At 58.1% G+C, this 16,911-nt stretch carries 16 protein-coding genes; 8 read left to right on the top strand and 8 right to left on the bottom strand.

The window, feature by feature from the left end:
* Positions 1–164 precede the first annotated feature (164 nt).
* Positions 165–482 carry an EAL domain-containing protein gene (locus BTUS_RS19075; protein WP_041303705.1) on the bottom strand — a complete coding sequence of 106 codons (318 nt, stop codon included), beginning with the start codon at positions 480–482 and terminating at the stop codon, positions 165–167.
* Positions 483–775: 293 nt separating this feature from the next.
* Here BTUS_RS19075 and BTUS_RS04335 point away from each other — a divergent pair, with 293 nt between their 5' ends.
* The gene (locus tag BTUS_RS04335) at positions 776–1,024 is read left to right on the top strand and encodes a hypothetical protein (RefSeq protein WP_013074903.1); all 249 of its coding nucleotides are present in this window, start codon (positions 776–778) and stop codon (positions 1,022–1,024) included.
* Positions 1,025–1,466: 442 nt separating this feature from the next.
* Here BTUS_RS04335 and BTUS_RS04330 read toward each other — a convergent pair whose 3' ends face one another.
* From BTUS_RS04330 to BTUS_RS04320, 3 genes are all read right to left on the bottom strand, one after another.
* Entirely contained in the window at positions 1,467–2,489 is a 1,023-nt protein-coding gene (locus tag BTUS_RS04330; protein WP_013074902.1) for an EAL domain-containing protein, read from the bottom strand.
* An 81-nt stretch (positions 2,490–2,570) separates the two neighbouring features.
* A complete protein-coding gene (galE, locus tag BTUS_RS04325; protein ID WP_013074901.1) occupies positions 2,571–3,554 on the bottom strand; it encodes a UDP-glucose 4-epimerase GalE in 984 nt (327 codons plus the stop codon).
* A 266-nt stretch (positions 3,555–3,820) separates the two neighbouring features.
* Entirely contained in the window at positions 3,821–4,798 is a 978-nt protein-coding gene (locus BTUS_RS04320) for an Rpn family recombination-promoting nuclease/putative transposase (protein ID WP_245543364.1), read from the bottom strand.
* A gap of 208 nt (positions 4,799–5,006) precedes the next feature.
* Between BTUS_RS04320 and BTUS_RS04315 the strand changes: the two genes are divergently transcribed.
* The 4 genes from BTUS_RS04315 to BTUS_RS04300 all read left to right on the top strand — a co-directional run bounded on the left by BTUS_RS04315 (position 5,007) and on the right by BTUS_RS04300 (position 8,805).
* The gene (locus tag BTUS_RS04315; RefSeq protein WP_013074899.1) at positions 5,007–5,534 is read left to right on the top strand and encodes a Uma2 family endonuclease; all 528 of its coding nucleotides are present in this window, start codon (positions 5,007–5,009) and stop codon (positions 5,532–5,534) included.
* A 226-nt stretch (positions 5,535–5,760) separates the two neighbouring features.
* Entirely contained in the window at positions 5,761–7,053 is a 1,293-nt protein-coding gene (locus tag BTUS_RS04310) for an IS110 family RNA-guided transposase (RefSeq protein WP_013074898.1), read from the top strand.
* A gap of 682 nt (positions 7,054–7,735) precedes the next feature.
* Positions 7,736–7,975 (top strand): glutaredoxin family protein, encoded by a 240-nt coding sequence (locus tag BTUS_RS04305; protein WP_013074897.1) that lies wholly within the window; start codon positions 7,736–7,738, stop codon positions 7,973–7,975.
* Between the two features lie 206 nt (positions 7,976–8,181).
* Complete coding sequence (locus BTUS_RS04300; protein ID WP_041303702.1) at positions 8,182–8,805, top strand: MarR family winged helix-turn-helix transcriptional regulator; 624 nt, start codon at positions 8,182–8,184, stop codon at positions 8,803–8,805.
* Between the two features lie 114 nt (positions 8,806–8,919).
* On the opposite strand, the gene BTUS_RS04295 is transcribed toward BTUS_RS04300, so the two are convergent.
* Together BTUS_RS04295 and BTUS_RS04290 are read right to left on the bottom strand one after the other, a co-directional pair.
* Entirely contained in the window at positions 8,920–9,297 is a 378-nt protein-coding gene (locus BTUS_RS04295) for a thiol-disulfide oxidoreductase DCC family protein (protein WP_013074895.1), read from the bottom strand.
* A 140-nt stretch (positions 9,298–9,437) separates the two neighbouring features.
* Complete coding sequence (locus tag BTUS_RS04290; RefSeq protein WP_013074894.1) at positions 9,438–9,977, bottom strand: NADPH-dependent FMN reductase family protein; 540 nt, start codon at positions 9,975–9,977, stop codon at positions 9,438–9,440.
* 218 nt (positions 9,978–10,195) lie between these two features.
* Here BTUS_RS04290 and BTUS_RS04285 point away from each other — a divergent pair, with 218 nt between their 5' ends.
* Positions 10,196–10,834 carry a TPR end-of-group domain-containing protein gene (locus BTUS_RS04285; protein ID WP_013074893.1) on the top strand — a complete coding sequence of 213 codons (639 nt, stop codon included), beginning with the start codon at positions 10,196–10,198 and terminating at the stop codon, positions 10,832–10,834.
* Between the two features lie 428 nt (positions 10,835–11,262).
* Positions 11,263–12,825 carry an esterase-like activity of phytase family protein gene (locus tag BTUS_RS04280; RefSeq protein WP_013074892.1) on the top strand — a complete coding sequence of 521 codons (1,563 nt, stop codon included), beginning with the start codon at positions 11,263–11,265 and terminating at the stop codon, positions 12,823–12,825.
* A gap of 123 nt (positions 12,826–12,948) precedes the next feature.
* Here BTUS_RS04280 and BTUS_RS04275 read toward each other — a convergent pair whose 3' ends face one another.
* Both BTUS_RS04275 and BTUS_RS04270 read right to left on the bottom strand, forming a co-directional pair.
* Positions 12,949–13,989, bottom strand: coding sequence for a zinc-dependent alcohol dehydrogenase family protein (locus BTUS_RS04275; RefSeq protein ID WP_013074891.1), 1,041 nt, complete (start codon positions 13,987–13,989; stop codon positions 12,949–12,951).
* Between the two features lie 331 nt (positions 13,990–14,320).
* Positions 14,321–15,079 carry a helix-turn-helix domain-containing protein gene (locus tag BTUS_RS04270; protein ID WP_013074890.1) on the bottom strand — a complete coding sequence of 253 codons (759 nt, stop codon included), beginning with the start codon at positions 15,077–15,079 and terminating at the stop codon, positions 14,321–14,323.
* 271 nt (positions 15,080–15,350) lie between these two features.
* Here BTUS_RS04270 and exaC point away from each other — a divergent pair, with 271 nt between their 5' ends.
* Positions 15,351–16,871 (top strand): acetaldehyde dehydrogenase ExaC, encoded by a 1,521-nt coding sequence (exaC, locus tag BTUS_RS04265; protein ID WP_013074889.1) that lies wholly within the window; start codon positions 15,351–15,353, stop codon positions 16,869–16,871.
* Positions 16,872–16,911 lie beyond the last annotated feature (40 nt).

Raw genomic sequence — 16,911 nt, 5'->3', positions numbered from 1 at the left:
GCGAGCCCGCTGTGCTATCGACATTATACGACAGTAGCAGGACAGGACCAAGATAGTGCCGCCATAGAACGTAGACACGCTACCTCCGTGACTGTGTGCATGCGTCTCTGAGTTGTTGCCCCGTCATTTACCCCAATCTCATCCGGCCGCGCGGCATCGCCTGATCACTCCATCGCCCGGGCCGCCGGGCCGGCCGCCCGATCAGGTGCCCTTGCATCCAGCAGGCAGTTGAACTCCTCCGCCGTCTCGAACCCTTCGCCGATCACCCGGGTGCCCGACTCCCGGGCATAGTCCAAGAGCAGCGCAGCCATCCGCCGGGCCGCCGCATTGTCCGCGGTGCCCCGCACCAAGAAACGATCCAATTTGAGAAACTCCGGCTGTAAACAAACGAGTGACTGAATCGTTAAGGATTCGTGAATGAAACACAAGTCCCAACTGCACACCGGGAAAGAGTCATGTGATTGCCGTTCAGTCCCATCCATCCGCCCGTGGCCATTCGTGGATTTCCGTCACGGATTGTCGCCCATCTCTCTTCGGACCGCCCCGACCTCTTAACGAGTCAGCCCCCTCCCGCGACCTGCCCCACGGTCAGCCCCATCCCCAAGAAGTTCTGTGCCAACATCCTTCGGGACTCCCTCCCCGTTCCTCTCTCCCCTCTTTTCTCTTACCCCGGTCCTTCCTGTATAATTGAAAATAGAAGCATGATCACCGCGAGATCCTGGAGTATCCGGCTTGTCGTAATCATTGGGACGCAAAGCAGCAAGGAGGCGATTCAATGTCCAACCACTCCGGCAGTCATATGCTGAACGAGGTCTTGCGCATCTTCTTGGACCTGAAAATCAGCGAAAATATTGGCGAGGCAAGAACTCGCGAGTTTGCAAAGCGGCTTGTGGAACTTGGGGATGGGTACGATTGCAACCCGGGTGAGATTCTCGAAGGTCTGGATAAGGAGATCGGGATTTGTTATTTCTGCCTAAACGAATCGAATGATCTTCAAGACGGTCTCTGCCCTTCGTGTAGATAATTCACCAAGCGGCCGGCCCACGGCGCCATTGGCCGGCCGGCAACCGAGATCATCCATTTCATCTCGCCTTCGGACAAGGCGAGATGCGATAACATTGCCGAAGCCGAGTTTATCACAAATCCAAGATTTCCTGAGACAATCCAGAGGCCGTGTCGGCCCCGTGGAGCGTAGGACGGAGGTTGCGAGCCGGTGAGTAAAACGAGGTATGTCTATCGACAAACGATCACTGACCCGTATACAGGGACGCAAAAAGAAATTAAGTCCGAGACCCCGTGGGAACTGGCATTGAAGATTCAAACCCAGCCTCGACAACGTTATGGATCATGGCACAGATCCGTTGCTGAAAGGTGTTCCTTCGTAGATCGGCCTGGTTCCAGGATATCATAATATAAAGCATCTAAGCCTATAATTGGCGCCTCACTGACATAGTGTCATTGCGCCCTCACCCACCCGCCCCGACCTGTGCGTCGGCCGCCATCACGCTCGGAACTTGTCCCGCCACCGCCCGCGGCTGAGGGCGGCCGATGAAATAGCCCTGTCCCAGATCGACGCCCATGTCGCCCAGGCAGGCGTATTCCTCCGCTGTCTCGATCCCCTCGCCGATCACCCGGGTGCCCGACTCCCGGGCGTAGTCCAACAGCAGCGCCACCATCCGCCGGGCCGCCGGGTTGCCCGCAATGCCCCGGACCAGGAACCGGTCCAATTTTAGAAACTCCGGTTGGAGATAGACCAGAGTCTGCAGGCTGTTGTAGCCCGTCCCGGCGTCGTCCACCGCCACCCGAAAACCCTGGGATCGATAGTGATGCAGCAGCCGGGCGAACCGACCGTAATCCTCGATCGCCCCTCGCTCGGTCAACTCCAGCACGATTTGGGAAGGGGAAAAGCCGTAATCCTCCACCAGGCGCAGGGTGTGGCCGGCCCGAAACGAAGGATCCAAAATCACCTGGGGATGGATATTGAGGAACAGCAGGGCGTGGCGCAGGTCCGGCGCCTCCCGAACCTGTTCGGCGAACCGGCACAACGCCGTCTCCCGGCAGCTGCGCTCCACGGCGAACACCTGGGTGGACTGCCCGACATAATGATAAAAAACCTCGGCGTTCGGAAATGACGAGCTGACCGGCGGACGGTTGAGCACCTCATACCCGGCGGTGACCCCGTCGGCCAGGCGGACGATGGGCTGAAACAGCGTGACCATGTCCCGCTTCCGCACAAACCGCTCCAGCTCCCGCCGCCGCATCGCTTCTTCATACAACGCCCGCCTCTGCCGCACCGCCTCCCGGCCGGCAACCAACCAGGCGAACCACTCCGATTTCCATAAACGGGGCACCCAGGGCATTTTGTCACCTTCCCGAACCCGGCTCACTCCGAGCACACTGAGACTTGTTCGCAACGACACCGCAGACAGCATTATAGCGCCGTGTCGAATTTTGTAGGTAAACGGACGGTTAAAGGTTCGCGACAACAACGCAAAGCCTCCGTAAAATCTCGGACAAGCCCAGGTCGGCGATCGGCTCGTCCCCCGGCCGCAACCCGGAGCCGCTGCGCCCTACCGTCCTTCCCCCGAGTGCCAGGCCCAGGCCGAGGCCATGATCTCCCGCAGCCCGTACCGCGGTTGCCAGCCGATCTCCCGCAGTCGGCCTCCGTCCGCCACCAGCACCGGCGGATCCCCCGGACGCCGCGCCCCCAGCTCCACCGGGACGGTCCGCCCGCACACCTCCTCGGCCATGCGGATCACCTCGAGCACCGAATGCCCCCGCCCCGTCCCGACGTTGAAAATCGCCGAAGGGTGACCGCCCTCGAGTGCCGCCAGCGCCTCCAGATGGGCGTCGGCCAGATCCAGCACGTGGATGTAGTCCCGAATGCACGTTCCATCCGGCGTGTCGTAATCCGTGCCGAACACCGTCACCCGCTCCCGCCGTCCCATCGCCGCCTCCAGCACGATGGGGATCAAATGCGTCTCCGGGTCGTGCCGCTCCCCGAGGCGCCCCGACGGGTCCGCCCCCGCCGCATTAAAATACCTCAGTGCCACCCAGCGCATCGGAAACGTGGTCTCCAGCCAACCCAGCACCTGCTCCAACATGACCTTCGACGCGCCGTACGGGTTGATCGGCCGCACCGGGTGCTCCTCCGGAATCGGCACCCGCTCCGGATTCCCGTACACCGCCGCCGTGGAGGACAGCACGATCCGGCTCACCCCGGCCTCGCACAACGCTCGAAAAAACGCGATCCCCTTCGCGACATTTTCCGAAAAATACACCTCCGGGTGCCGCACGGACTCGGCCACGACGCTTTTCGCCGCAAAATGCATTGCCGCACCCACCCGGTACTCTTCAACGATCCGGCGAACGCCGTCCCCATCGCCGGCATCCCCCGGTATGTACGGAATCTCCCGCCCGGTCAGCGCTTCCACCGCCCGCACGGTTTCCCGATGCCCGGTGCTCTCATTGTCCAGCACCACCACCGGCCGCCCCGCCTCCACCAACCTCTTTACGACATGGCTGCCGATATATCCGGCCCCACCCGAAACCAATACCGCGGTCCATTCCCGGCACCCGCTTTCTTCCGGTTCGTATTCACGCCGCTCATTTGCACGGTTTTGACGGAAGTATACGCCATCGCGGGGGCTTCCCTCAACACGCCGCTTTGTTGCGGAGCGCCGATTCCCGGCTGATCTGCAGACGGCCGGAGATCGTCGCGGTGCATCTGTTGAGCGTGTTGGCGGGTCAACCGCGAACGAGCCCGTGGAGAACAAGGTTCATGCCTTCGATAAACCCAAGCTCCACCAGCGGCTTTCCATCACTGATCGTCCCCCATCTCTCTTCGGATCGCCTCGACCTCGTTACGGGTCAGCCCGGTTCCTTTCGCCACCTGCTCCACAGTCAGCCCCATCCCCAAAAAGTTCTTTGCCAACGCCCTTCGAGCCTCCCGATCCCCTTCCTTTCTCCCCTCTTTCCTCCCTTCTTCTCTTCCCTCCTGCCTCGCCCCTTCCATATCCGCCAGATACGTCTGCAAACCTTTCATCCGCTCCTCGTACAACCTCCGCGCTTCCTCGTCCTGGCTCAGAAACTCCAACGTCGTCAGCGCCTTCCGAATCGCCGGATCCCCCATCGCCAATCCCTCCAACTGCTCCTTCGTTTTCGCCGTGAAAAACAACATCCAACGCACCAGCCGCCGCTCGAACCCCACCGACCGCTCCCGAAGTTTCGGCAACTCGATAAAATGAATCTCCGCCAGGTCGGTCAGCAAGATCCCCGTGGTGTCTTCGCGCAGATGAAAGGTCGAATGATACCGGTCGGTCTCGATATACGTAAAATCCACCACATTGATCGTCACCGCTTTGTGCAGCTTGAAATAGCTCTCCCCTTCCTTTAATTGGCTCTCAAACAGTTTCGCCCAGTAGTAGAACGTCCGCTTCTCCATATCCCGGTGATTCCACAATTGAACCTCCACATCGATCAGCGTCCCGCTCTCCGTCCGGGCTTTGACGTCCAGCACCGCCAGCTTGTCGGTCAGCGCCTCTTTGTCCAAGAACGGATTCAAGATCTCCACATCGGCGACCAGCGGTTCGCCGGAATCTTCAAACACCGCATTCAAAAAGTTGACGAGGACATCCTTGTTCTCTTCCGCTCCAAAGATCCGCTTAAACACAAAATCGACCTTGGGGCTGAGCAACTCCATCCGGTTCACTCCCCGACCATTCTCCCCCCCCATTATAACCCGGTCACGCTCCCCCATTCCATTCGCCGCGACCCATGTGACGACCGCGAAGATCATCAACGGCCTCTTTTTTTTCTCGGCAACATCTTGGTGATGACGCCGCGCCCTACTACTGCGATTCGATGCGCCGGTAGCTCTCCCGCCTGGCGGCACTGAAGGAATGTCCTGAACACAGCCTGCACCCGCTGTCATGACGGGTTAATAAATAATGTTGAACCGTGCTACAATGCACGTAAGATGCGAACCAAAGAAGGAGCGAGGGTCTGTGGAGGCCAACCGGATTGACGAGTCAAAGTTTGAGCGGTGGGAGCGAATTGATGGCGCGATTTACGATATGTCGCCACCGCCGACCTCTGACCATCAAAGTATCGTGAGTAACCTGATCCGAGAAATAAGTGTGTACCTGAAGGGGAAGACGTGCAAAGTGTTTCCCGCACCGTTTGGTGTCTGGCTCGATGCCGACGACAACGGAAACTACGTTGAGCCGGACATAACGGTGGTGTGCGATCCAACGAAAATCCATCGGCAGGGCTGTGTTGGCGTGCCGGATATGATTATCGAAGTGCTTTCGCCATCTACGGCTGTTAAAGACAAGACGGTTAAATTGCGCGCTTACAGGGTGGCTGGTGTGCGAGAATATTGGATTGTGGATAGTTCAAACCAGATTGTCGAGGTCTACATGCTTTCGGAAAATGTGTTGGAGCCACCGATCGTATACGGAAACGATGAAACCGCAACCGTCGGAATTTTCCCTGATTTAACGATTGACTTGAAAGATGTTTTTTCTTTCTAGGACGGCCTTCGGGGCGCCTGGTGGCGCTCTCCTTTCTGTCAGGCCGGAGTTTCGGCAGCTCGATCACATGAATCTCCGCCAGGTCGGTCCGCAAGATCCCCCGTGGTGTCTTCGCCCAGATGAAAGCAGTCCTGTAGTGAAGTAATTTGAGGTTTGCTGCATAAAAAACCTCCTGGTATTGTGGTAGTTGTCCAAACCAACCAGAAACCAGGAGGGTGAAGCAGCAATGGCCAGGAATGTAAACGCCAAGATTCAGCGCATCACGGAGGGAACCCTCATTGTCGGTGTTGACGTCGCCAAACACATCCACGTCGCTCGTTGTGTGGACTGGCGAGGCATCGAACTGGGCAAGCCGCTCACCTTTGAGAATACCAGGACTGGACTCGAAGGTCTAGTGCAGTGGCTGAAGGGGTTAAAACATTCCTATGCCAAAGAGGACGTCCTTGTCGGGATGGAGCCCACGGGACACTACTGGATGGCCTTGGCGCAGTTCCTGCGGAACCGGGGCATTTCCGTGGTTCACGTCAATCCGTCCCACGTGAAGAAGAGCAAGGAATTCGACGACAACTCACCGACCAAGAATGATGTCAAGGATGCCCTGACCATCGCCCGTTTGGTCAAAGACGGGCGATACCAGGAACCGATCGTTCCGGTGGGTGTCTACGCCGAGCTGCGCAGCGGCATGAACCAACGGGAACGCTTAAACGAGGATCTCATACGGGTACAACACCGGATCCAAAACTGGCTGGATCGCTATTTTCCGGAGTTTGTCCCCACGGTGTTCAAGCAGTGGGACGGGAAAGCGGCGTTGGCCATCCTGCGGCAGGGCTGGCTGCCTGTGGATATCGCTCAAATGAACCCGGAGCAGATTGTCGAGATGTGGAAGGAGGTGGGGATCCGACGCGGAGTTGGACTGAAGGCAGCCAAGCGGCTTGTGGATATCGCACAAGCGTCCATTGGCCTGACCGAAGGGCTGGGGATGGCCCGTCAGGAGCTGCAGATCCTGATGAGCCAGTATGACCTGCTCCAACAGCAACTCAACCAACTAGAGGCACAGATTGAACAGCTCCTGACACACATTCCGGGGGCAGCGCAAATGCTGCGGATCCCAGGCCTTGGTTTATCCACAGTGGCGGGCTTCCTGGCTGAGGTCGGTGACCTATCGCGATTCACAAGCTGGCACCAAATCCGCAAGTTGGCGGGATTAAACCTGAGGGAAAACAGTTCAGGTAAACATAAAGGGCAAACCCGCATCAGCAAACGGGGGAGAGCCAGGCTGCGGGCCCTGTTGTATCGAGCCGTCTTTTACCTGGTTGCGATCAATCCAGAGTTCAAACTGTTGCACCACCACTTCAAGACCCGTGTGGACAACGCCCTGAAGCCGAAGCAGTCACTCATCGCCCTTTGTGGAAAACTGATCCGTATCCTGTTTACCCTTGGCACTCGACAGGTGGAGTATGATCCGATTCGCGCCCTGGGTCCAGCTTATCGGCAGCTTGCGGACCAAGTGACTGTGTAGAAGGCCGTGTTTCACCTCTGTTGAATGAAGGCTGAATCCACAGGTGTGGATTCAGCCACAACCACCAGTGTGGGTAGCCTGAACCGCTGCCACCAAGGCGAACACTTGGAATGTCGTCCGTCATGAAGAACTCCTTCATCGCTTCATTTGCATTTGACAAACGTACAGCACGGAGAAGCCGGCAGATATTCACTCCATGCGGGCCACGACCCAGTAAGAAAGCTGAGCTGGCCTCCACCCTTTCGATAGGCCGTACGAGGGACTGCTGAGGGCATCGACCCTGTGAGACATGAGAGGGTAAACCACGAAAGTGTTTGGTGGAGATCCGAGGAGCGTACCATAATTTAGGAGACGGTCAGGTACCGTCTACTTTGGTGCACCCTCAAAGAGCCAAAATCGCTCTCATGAACGATTGTGCAGTCTGAGTACGGAATGGTCAAATGCGAAATCGTGCGATTGAGTGAGAAAAACGAAGAAAAAACTACTTTTCTTGAGAGAGGTCGAGTGACACCGGTCGGCCGGGGCTTCCCCCCACCGCGCATCGATGTACTGAATGGCGGAGTTGTCCACGAGGGGCGACATCTCATTCGGTTGGGCCGACCCTTCTGTTGACTTCGCGGCCCACCCCCAGTACAATTGTTATGTAGCATTGCTACATAATTTATGAAGGGGGGTGGTTCATGTGGCGAAAGCAGTGTTCTACCATGCCGGCTGTCCGGTTTGCGTCGACGCTGAACGGACGATCCTCGGGTATTTGGACCGCTCCAAGCTGAATGTGGAAATCGTTCATCTTGGTGCGGACCGAAATCGCATCCGGGAAGCGGAACAGCTCGGAGTTCAGTCCGTTCCCGCCCTCGTCATCGATGATAAAGTCTACCACATCAACTACGGCGCAAGTCTGCAGGACGTGAAAAACGGGTAGAAGGAAAAGCCTGCGCGGGGTGCCCTTTCCAGGCATCCCGCGGACCTATGTCAGCAGCCGTTCCGCAACCGCACGAAAGAGTCCTTGAACCGGGAAGGAGAGCTGCGAAGCGATTTTTCAGATCAAACCAGGCCCGTCCATGGTGCACACGGCCCCGGATTTATTGTACAGTAGGAACAACGAACACGCGGAAGGTATGGGATGCGATGATGTTTGAACCCCAGCAACGGCGGAACAATCCGGTGGCTCGTAACAGCATGGCGTTATTCAGGCTGTCTCAGGCCATTAAGAAGATCACCCAGGCGGAAAGTGATGCGGCAGGGCTATCGCCCGTCCAAATCCAGACCTTGTTGTTTGCCCGTTACACCCGGGACGATATGGCCACCGTCGGCAATTTGGCCGCGGCCATCGGCGCGACCCATGTGACGGCTGTGAAAATCGTCAATGGCCTCGTGAAAAAGGGCCTCCTCGCCAAAATCCAAAATCCAGAAGACCGTCGGGTAACCCTCCTCACTCTCACAGCAAAAGGCCGGGAGGCGGCATCCCGCCTGCAGGATTGGGGCCGCGGGTTAGAGGAGGCGGTAGAGCGGATCCCGGACGAGATTCTCGCCAATCTCGAATCGGGGCTCGGTGCCGTCATCTCGATTTTGCGGGAGAAGAACTATCTTGTGGTATCGGAGCCCTGCCTGGGATGCGTCCATTTTCGCCCCAATGTCGGAGACACCTCGACCCCCCACTACTGCGAACTGATTCGCAAATACCTGTCCCAGCAAGCGGCACAAAAGGAGTGTCCCGAACATACGCCCGCCTCGCACCAAAAAGCGCCCTGAGGCCCCCCGCTCTGCGGGGCCGGTGGTCGAGCCGTCCCGGAGGGAAGGGTTCCGATCAGCCGGCGAGGTTCAGCGCTTACCGTTGGCGATTCTTGCTGCATCTGGGTGGCGCGATCATATGCGACAATTTCGATCCCGGCAATGACCGGCGTCGGGAATAATGAGGCGATGCTCCGCCATCCAGCGATAGAGAACATCACCCCATCCGATCCTGCCTAAACACCATGCAAGAGGAAAAATCGGCCACAGCAACAGCAACCCCCGCAGGACCGCCAAAACCCCGGCAAAGCCCTTATACGCGCGCTGTTGATCGCCGCAATGAACGATCACAACCATTTCCCGTTCAAGCTCTTCCGCCGTAATCCCGTGAATGGAATAACTCTTGTCGTGTCGAAAGGAAATCACAGCGATCCGCCGGAAAACGTCAAGACTCCGGATCGTCATGGCGGCGGCACGACAATATGGACAATATCCGTCATAGTAGACGGTCATGGAAGGGGGCCTCCGCGCTCCCCGCCGTCCTCTCACGTACGCATCACTCCTTGATCATGCAGTAGCACCCTTGAAATTCACATACGTACAAGGCCCCCCGGCCAATGGAATCCAGGGGGCCAACATGGGACTGCATCGGTTTACTTCGCCGACTTTAACAGGTTGGCCATGTACTGGCCGTAGTGGCGAGCCAGATCCAGTTCTTCTTCTCTTGGTTTATTGATGGGGGCATCCTTGCTGGCTTCCACCGGAATGGTGGCGGCAATGCCATAGGGGCACGCGTAGAGGGCGTGTTTTTCATCCGGCAAGCTGGGAGGCGAAACGACAATCATACCGTGGTGATGCATCGGAGCCGCCAGGGCGCGCAGAAGGTTTTCAATGCCTCCGTGCACCGTGGACGTGGTTCCGAACACGCCCCCGAACTTTCCTTCCAGTTTCCGCATGAACCACTGCTGTCCAAGTTGAATAAAGAATTGAGCCATCTCCGGGTTCGGGTTGCCGAAGATGCCGGAGGAACCCCAGATAATGGCATCAAAAGCTTCCAGTTCGGATGGTGAGGTGTCCTTCACCGCCTTTTGCACCACCTCCGTCCCGGTGACGCTCTTGGCTCCGAGCGCGATTTCATCGGCCAGGAATTTGGTGTGACCATTCATGCTGGCGTAACCGACAAAAATTCTCATGTTCCTTTCGCCCTCCGCATCGTCGATTTTAAGACAGGGGATTGCACCACGATGTCTACTTTAACCCAATGGCTTTAAAAAGTAAAGTTAATATTTCTTGCTGTGCATCATTCTAAGGCATAGTAGAAGCCGTACATTCCCGCAATGGCGACGCCTCCGTCCCACTCTTTTGTTCGGGCCGACCTTCCGGTACAATGGCCGTAGGGAGGGGAGGGACCATGAGGTTTGTGATCTTGCTCGTCATCTTGGCTTTATTGGTCATCGGACTCTTTTTCGGCCACTCCGGCGATCAACAGGCCGCCTTCCTCCTCACGGTCATTTCCACCAGCGCCACCTTGGGCGGCATCGCCTTTGCCCTGTACGGCTGGTACTCGTCCAAAGAAATTCCGGACCTGGTGGAGAAAAGAGTTCAAGAGCACATGAACGAAATGGAGAAGCGCATGGAAAAGCGGCTCCTCGCCCAGCAGGAAGCCATGCAGAAGGTGATCGCCGCCTACGGCATGACCGGCGATCCCGACCGCAAAATCGCCCTGTTGCGCCAGGCTCTGGAGGTCGATCCGTCGGTGTACAACGGCTATGTGGCGCTGGGCTATGTATATTGGCATGAAAAGGGCGACCTGATCGCCGCCGAGGAATGTTTCCGTAAGGATCTCGACTATCATCCGGACAATTACCAGGCGGCTTGCGATCTGGCGGCTCTGTATGCGGAACAGAAGGAATGGACGGCCGCCCTGAGCTGGATGAAAGAAGCAGTGCGAATCCGCCCGGAGTCGGCGAAGGATTTTGACAACGACCCGCGGTTCGATGCACTCCGGGCCAACCTGCGAGAGGATTACGAAAGAGTTCTGGGGCGTTGACGGATCTTTCGGCGGCCGATGATCATCGGGCCGTGGGACCACTGTCGATCCGTCCCGACACCCGGACACCCCACTTCTGCGGAAAATCGGAACCGAATCCGCGGGGATGAGGGCGTTTGCCCGGCCACCGACAGGCCACCTCTCCGGAATCACCGTTCCTCCCGGGCAGTTTTTCTGTTCAGTCGGAGATCGTGCAACAATTTCATGAGCGCCCGCTGCTCGACGCGCGACACATACGAACGATAATCCCCAATTCTTCGGCAATCTCCCGCTGGGTTCTCTCCTCGCCGAGCGAATGAGCCCGGCCCATTTTACAAGAAAACAAAACAGCGTCAATCCGGCCTCAACGCAATCCTCACCATCCGTTCATGTCGCTGCGGTACATTCATCCGAAGAGATAAAAACTTTTTCCGATTGATAAGGAGGAAATGACCATACCTTTTCCTTTCATCCCCCGGCGAACAATTCCGATCGCGACTTCGGTCGTCACGACGGTAATGCTGTTGTTCCCACCCGCCGCTGTCGGTGCGGACGCCGAGGTCCCGCTTCGGTCCACCGCGGAAGCCCAAGGAGCTCTCGTCAGTTGGGACGAAGCCGGCCAAACGGCGATCATCGAGAAACAAGGTCACCGGCTGTTGGTTCGCGTCGGCGCCCACACCGCTTCTCTCGACGGAAAGCCTCTCCCGGTTACCGGTGAGATTCACCTGGTCCAGGATCGCACCGTGGTCCCGCAGTCGGTCATGGACGCCTTTATCCAGGCGGTAAATTCAGGCACGCCCGAGAGCCGGCTCCTCGGTCGGTACATATTGAAGAATCCAAAAGAACTCGGGAACGGCATCCGGATGTCCATCGGCTCCTCCCTCACCCACTTACCCGGCGATCCTGCCAACGTGTTTTATACCACCGCCGACCGGGGTCCGAACGGCAGTGTCCAAGCCGGACAGGACAGCCGGACCACGTTCCCTTTGCCGACGTACACTCCCACGATCTACAAAGTAGAACTCAAAGACGGGCAGGTCAACGTACTTCAGGAGATTCCCCTGAAACTGCCCAAGGGCACCGACCCCGTCACCGGCACCGACCAGATCTCGGGTGTCTCCAATTTTCCCGGTATGGACGAAACACCGTACGATGCGAAAGGTGAGAAGCAGCTTCCCTACGACCCGTACGGGTTGGACACCGAGGGCCTCGCCTATAACCCCCAGGACGACACCTTCTGGCTCGGTGAAGAGTACCGGCCCAGCATCGTCCACGTGAAGCGGGACGGCACGATTCTCGAGCGGATCGTCCCGGCGGGCGAGGCATCCCTCTTTGCCGGAGCGCCGAATGTGCCCGTAAAGGACCTGCTCCCGGCGGTGTACGCGGACCGTATTCCCAACCGCGGCATCGAGGGCGTCACCGTGACCCCGGACGGAAAATGGCTCTTCGCGGTGGTGCAGAGTCCACTCGGAAATCCTGACCAGGCTACGGGGAAAAAGTCTCGAATCATGCGGATCCTCCAATTCGACCTGCAAAAAATGGCCCCGGTGGCCGAATATCCTTACGTAGCGGACGACGCGAAAGCGTACCCCGGGTTGAAACCGTCCGATATTGTGGTTTCCGACTTGTACGCATTGGATGATCACACCCTGCTGGTGGACGAGCGGGATAAGTATGCCGGGGATCAAGCAAAGCTGAAGCGGATCTATAAACTTGATCTCTCCGGTGCCACCAACATCCTCGGGCGATTCGACAGCGCTGCATCCGGAGGGAAGACCCTGGAACAGATGACGGTGGCGGATCTCGACCGCCGGGGCGTGGTGTTGCCCAGTAAGTCCCTTTTCCTCGACCTGTTAAAGTACGGCTATCCCTATGAGAAAATCGAGGGCATCGCCATGGCGGACGACCAAACCTTGGCCGTGGCCAACGACAACGACTTCGGGATCGACAACACCACCCAGACCGGTATCCCCTCGGAAATCTGGTTGTTCGCCATGGGAACCGGGCACTAAAGCAATTAAGAACGGAATGAAAAGTTCGTGGCCAAATTCTACATAATGTGAATAAGAATATCAAGATATATTCAGTTTCTATTGAGCAGTTGCGAGCCCCGGGCCGGCCGGGGCTCGCCCGCCTCACTCGTTGCTCACGATCACTTTGAGGGCTTTTTCCCGGGCGGCGTTGGCGAAAACGTCGTAGGCCTTCAGGATCTCGTCCAATTGGAAGCGATGGGTAATGAGCTGCTGCGGCCGGAGTTTGCCCGCCCGGACCATTTTCAGCAGCATGGGGGTGGTCACCGTATCCACGAGCCGGGTGGTGATCGTGATGTTGTGGGACCAGAGGGTCTCCAGGTGAAGGTCCACACTTTTCCCGTGCACGCCGATATTGGCGATGCAGCCGCCCGGCGCCACGATGCCCTGGCAAATGTCGAAGGTGGCGGGGATGCCGACCGCCTCGACGGCCACGTCAACCCCTCTGCCGCCCGTCAACTCCATGACCTTTTCCACGGCGCGCCCGTCTGCGCTGTTGACCGTCTTCGTCGCCCCGAATCGCCTCGCGACCTCCAGGCGATTGTCGTCGAGATCGACCATGATGAGCTCCGAGGGGGAATACAACTGAGCGGTCAGGAGGGCCGCCAGTCCGACGGGACCCGCCCCCACCACGGCCACCGTGTCGCCGGGCTGGACCTTTCCGTTGAGCACGCCGCATTCGAAGCCGGTCGGCAAAATGTCGCTCAGCATGACGAGGGCCTCTTCTTCGACGCCGTCCGGAAGCGGGTAGAGGCTCGTATCGGCGTAGGGGATGCGCACGTATTCCGCCTGGGTGCCGTCGATCAGGTGGCCCAGAATCCAGCCGCCGTTCTCGCAGTGCGAATACATGCCCCGTTTGCAATAATCGCATCTGCCGCAGGAGGTGATGCAGGAAATCAATACTCTGTCGCCGACCTTAAAATTGGCGACGCTCTCACCCACCTCTTCGACGACGCCGACCCCTTCGTGCCCGAGAATCCGGCCGTCGGCAACCTCCGGCACGTCCCCTTTCAGAATGTGAAGATCCGTTCCGCAAATGGTTGTTTTTAAAATTTTTACAACAGCGTCGGTGGGCTGCTGCACGCTCGGTTTGGGCTTGTCCTCCAGACTTTTCTGTCCCGGGCCATGATACACCAGAGCTTTCATGTCAATCCTCTCCTTCTCAAAGGTTCGGTCCCTTTTGGGAGGTGCGCCCCGGAATGCGGGCGGCTGACAGCAGGTTGTCTCTGCCCCATCCTACAGCGGAAAAACGAGCCATTCAAGGTCCGGATGTACCATTGACAATGACAGCGACATCTGCGCCTCGCGGTCTGCAGCCGCCCCTCCTTTTTTTCGCGAACATGCGAAAGGAGGCCGTCCGGTCTCCCCGCTTTCCACTTGTTTTGCGCTTCGGACCCCCTTTTATTCGCCTGATTCGCGAACATACGAACAGAGATCGACCGGTGAATCGGGCACGGGCAGTCATGAGGAGCATCTGTCACTTCCCGCCCAACTTTCGCAACCGGCGATAAAGGGTATTGCGCCCAATTCCCAGGAGACGCGCGGCCTGGGTCATATTACCGTCGGTGGACCGGAGCGCATCCAGGATCGCCTCATATTCCACCTGCCGCAGGGACGGCGGGTCGTCCAAGTGCCCATCCGGCCGAGGCTTGCCCTTTTTCTGCCGGTCCGCCATGTGCACCGGCAAATGTTCGATCCGGATTTCGCCGCCCTCAGCAAAAAATGCAGCCTGGCGCAGCACCGCATACAGTTCCCGCACGTTTCCCGGCCAAGGATATTCTTCCATCATTCGTTTGACGGCCGGGGACAATTTGAGGTCGGGGATTCCCTGCTCTTTTCCGATTCGTTCAAGAAAATGTTCGCCGCCGACCACCGAAACGGGCTCGCGAACCGCGGCGGCCGTGCCGATCGCGTTGGTTCCCCGGGATCTCTCCGACCAGCCGGCCCCTTCTTTTAAATGGATCTTTTGGGCATCGCTCATAAACTTCGGATCGCCGACACTGTAGAGGATATAGCCGTTCACGTGAGAAACCATGACGGTCGCGTGCTGGGAGTACACCCATCCGTGAAGCCGCTCCATCGCCGGAGTGACGACTTGCAGCAGTTGCTCTTTTTCTTCTTTGAGAATTTTTAGCTGCGGGGGCTCAAGGATGTCTTCCACCAGGACGTCGGTCTCGACGCCGTACTCCCAGCTTCGCCACCAAGAGTCCCGAAGGATCAAATTCCGTGCGCACACCGCGACCACCTCCAGAGGGGCTCAATCATAATTATAACAGAATTCATATACCGTCGATCGCTCGGATCCGGGGACGTCGACCGGGATTCATGGGTGTGAGATGGACCCGTTCTCCGCTGTGCCAAGATGGAACATGTGCGCCGGATTGGCGCAGGAGGTGCCGCCGGGCCGTCGTTCTCCATCCCGAAAAGACCGGGGTCGTTCGTCTTCAGCCCCTGGCAAGAATCTTGCTTGGTAAGAAAACGACACTCGACGGAGGAGGTATGAGACCGTGATTTACGAACAGCCCGGGCGTCCCGGCAGCAAGGTCAGTTTCAAGAGCCGATACGACAACTGGATTGGCGGCAAATGGACCCCGCCGGTGAAGGGAAACTATTTTCCCAATATCTCTCCGGTCAACGGCAAGCCATTCTGCGAAGTGGCGCGATCCACGGCGGAAGACATTGAGTTGGCCCTTGACGCGGCCCATGCGGCCAAAGAGACCTGGGGCCGCACGCCGGTGGCCCGGCGGGCAGAGATCCTGAACCGGATCGCCGACCGCATGGAAGCCAACCTGGAGATGTTGGCGGTCGCGGAGACGTGGGACAACGGCAAACCCGTCCGCGAGACTCTGGCGGCCGACATTCCCCTGGCCATCGACCATTTCCGGTATTTCGCAGGGGTGATTCGCGCCCAAGAAGGGGGGATCAGCGAGATCGATCACGACACGGTGGCCTATCATTTTCATGAGCCCATCGGCGTGGTGGGCCAGATCATTCCGTGGAATTTTCCCATCCTCATGGCGGCGTGGAAACTCGCCCCGGCTCTGGCTGCGGGCAACTGCATCGTGCTAAAACCCGCGGAACAGACCCCGGCCAGCATCATGGTGGTCATGGAACTCATCGGGGATCTCCTTCCTCCGGGAGTGGTCAATGTGATCAACGGGTTCGGGGTGGAAGCCGGGAAGCCGCTCGCCCAGAATCCGCGGATCCGAAAAGTGGCGTTCACCGGGGAGACGACCACCGGTCGGTTGATCATGCAGTACGCCTCCGAGAACATCATCCCCGTGACACTGGAACTGGGCGGCAAGTCGCCGAACATCTTCTTCGAAGATGTCCTCGACCGGGAAGACGAATTTGTCGACAAGGCACTGGAAGGTTTCGCACTGTTCGCCCTCAACCAGGGAGAGGTGTGTACCTGCCCGTCCCGGGCTCTGATCCAGGAGAGCATCTACCATCCGTTTCTCGAGCGGGCGATCGAACGCACCAAGGCGATCAAGCAGGGCAATCCCTTGGATACGGAAACGATGATCGGCGCCCAGGCCTCGACGGATCAACTCGAAAAGATCCTGTCGTACATCGACCTCGGCAAACAGGAGGGGGCGGAACTCCTGCTGGGAGGCGAACGCAACGAGTTGCCCGGAGATTTGGCCGGCGGTTATTATGTCAAGCCGACGATTTTTGCCGGCCACAACAAAATGCGTATCTTTCAAGAGGAGATTTTTGGACCCGTTCTGTCGGTGACTTCGTTCAAAGATGCGAACCACGCCTTGGAAATCGCGAACGATACGCTGTACGGGCTGGGTGCGGGCGTATGGACGAGGAACATCAATACGGCGTACCGGATGGGCCGCGGCATTCAGGCCGGCCGGGTGTGGGTGAACACCTATCATCAGTATCCGGCTCATGCGGCGTTCGGCGGATACAAGCAGTCCGGTTTCGGCCGCGAGAACCACAAGATGATGCTGGAACATTATCAGCAGACGAAAAATCTGTTGATCAGCTACAGTACCCGAGGTTTGGGCCTGTTCTAGACCCGGTCGCGGGTTTTCGGAAAGGAGGGCGAACGTGGCC

Source organism: Kyrpidia tusciae DSM 2912, from assembly GCF_000092905.1.
In the GTDB taxonomy this organism is placed as follows: domain Bacteria; phylum Bacillota; class Bacilli; order Kyrpidiales; family Kyrpidiaceae; genus Kyrpidia; species Kyrpidia tusciae.
The sequence above is the reverse complement of the archived record's forward strand: the minus strand, read 5'-3'. Positions and strand labels throughout refer to the sequence as shown.

Coding starts and splice junctions, on each gene's coding strand:
- BTUS_RS19075 (WP_041303705.1), bottom strand. CDS start 482: ATGGATGGGACTGAACGGCAATCACATGACTCTTTCCCGGTGTGCAGT.
- BTUS_RS04335 (WP_013074903.1), top strand. CDS start 776: ATGTCCAACCACTCCGGCAGTCATATGCTGAACGAGGTCTTGCGCATC.
- BTUS_RS04320 (WP_245543364.1), bottom strand. CDS start 4,798: ATGATCTTCGCGGTCGTCACATGGGTCGCGGCGAATGGAATGGGGGAG.
- BTUS_RS04310 (WP_013074898.1), top strand. CDS start 5,761: ATGGCCAGGAATGTAAACGCCAAGATTCAGCGCATCACGGAGGGAACC.
- BTUS_RS04300 (WP_041303702.1), top strand. CDS start 8,182: ATGATGTTTGAACCCCAGCAACGGCGGAACAATCCGGTGGCTCGTAAC.
- BTUS_RS04295 (WP_013074895.1), bottom strand. CDS start 9,297: ATGACCGTCTACTATGACGGATATTGTCCATATTGTCGTGCCGCCGCC.
- BTUS_RS04290 (WP_013074894.1), bottom strand. CDS start 9,977: ATGAGAATTTTTGTCGGTTACGCCAGCATGAATGGTCACACCAAATTC.
- BTUS_RS04285 (WP_013074893.1), top strand. CDS start 10,196: ATGAGGTTTGTGATCTTGCTCGTCATCTTGGCTTTATTGGTCATCGGA.
- BTUS_RS04280 (WP_013074892.1), top strand. CDS start 11,263: ATGACCATACCTTTTCCTTTCATCCCCCGGCGAACAATTCCGATCGCG.
- BTUS_RS04275 (WP_013074891.1), bottom strand. CDS start 13,989: ATGAAAGCTCTGGTGTATCATGGCCCGGGACAGAAAAGTCTGGAGGAC.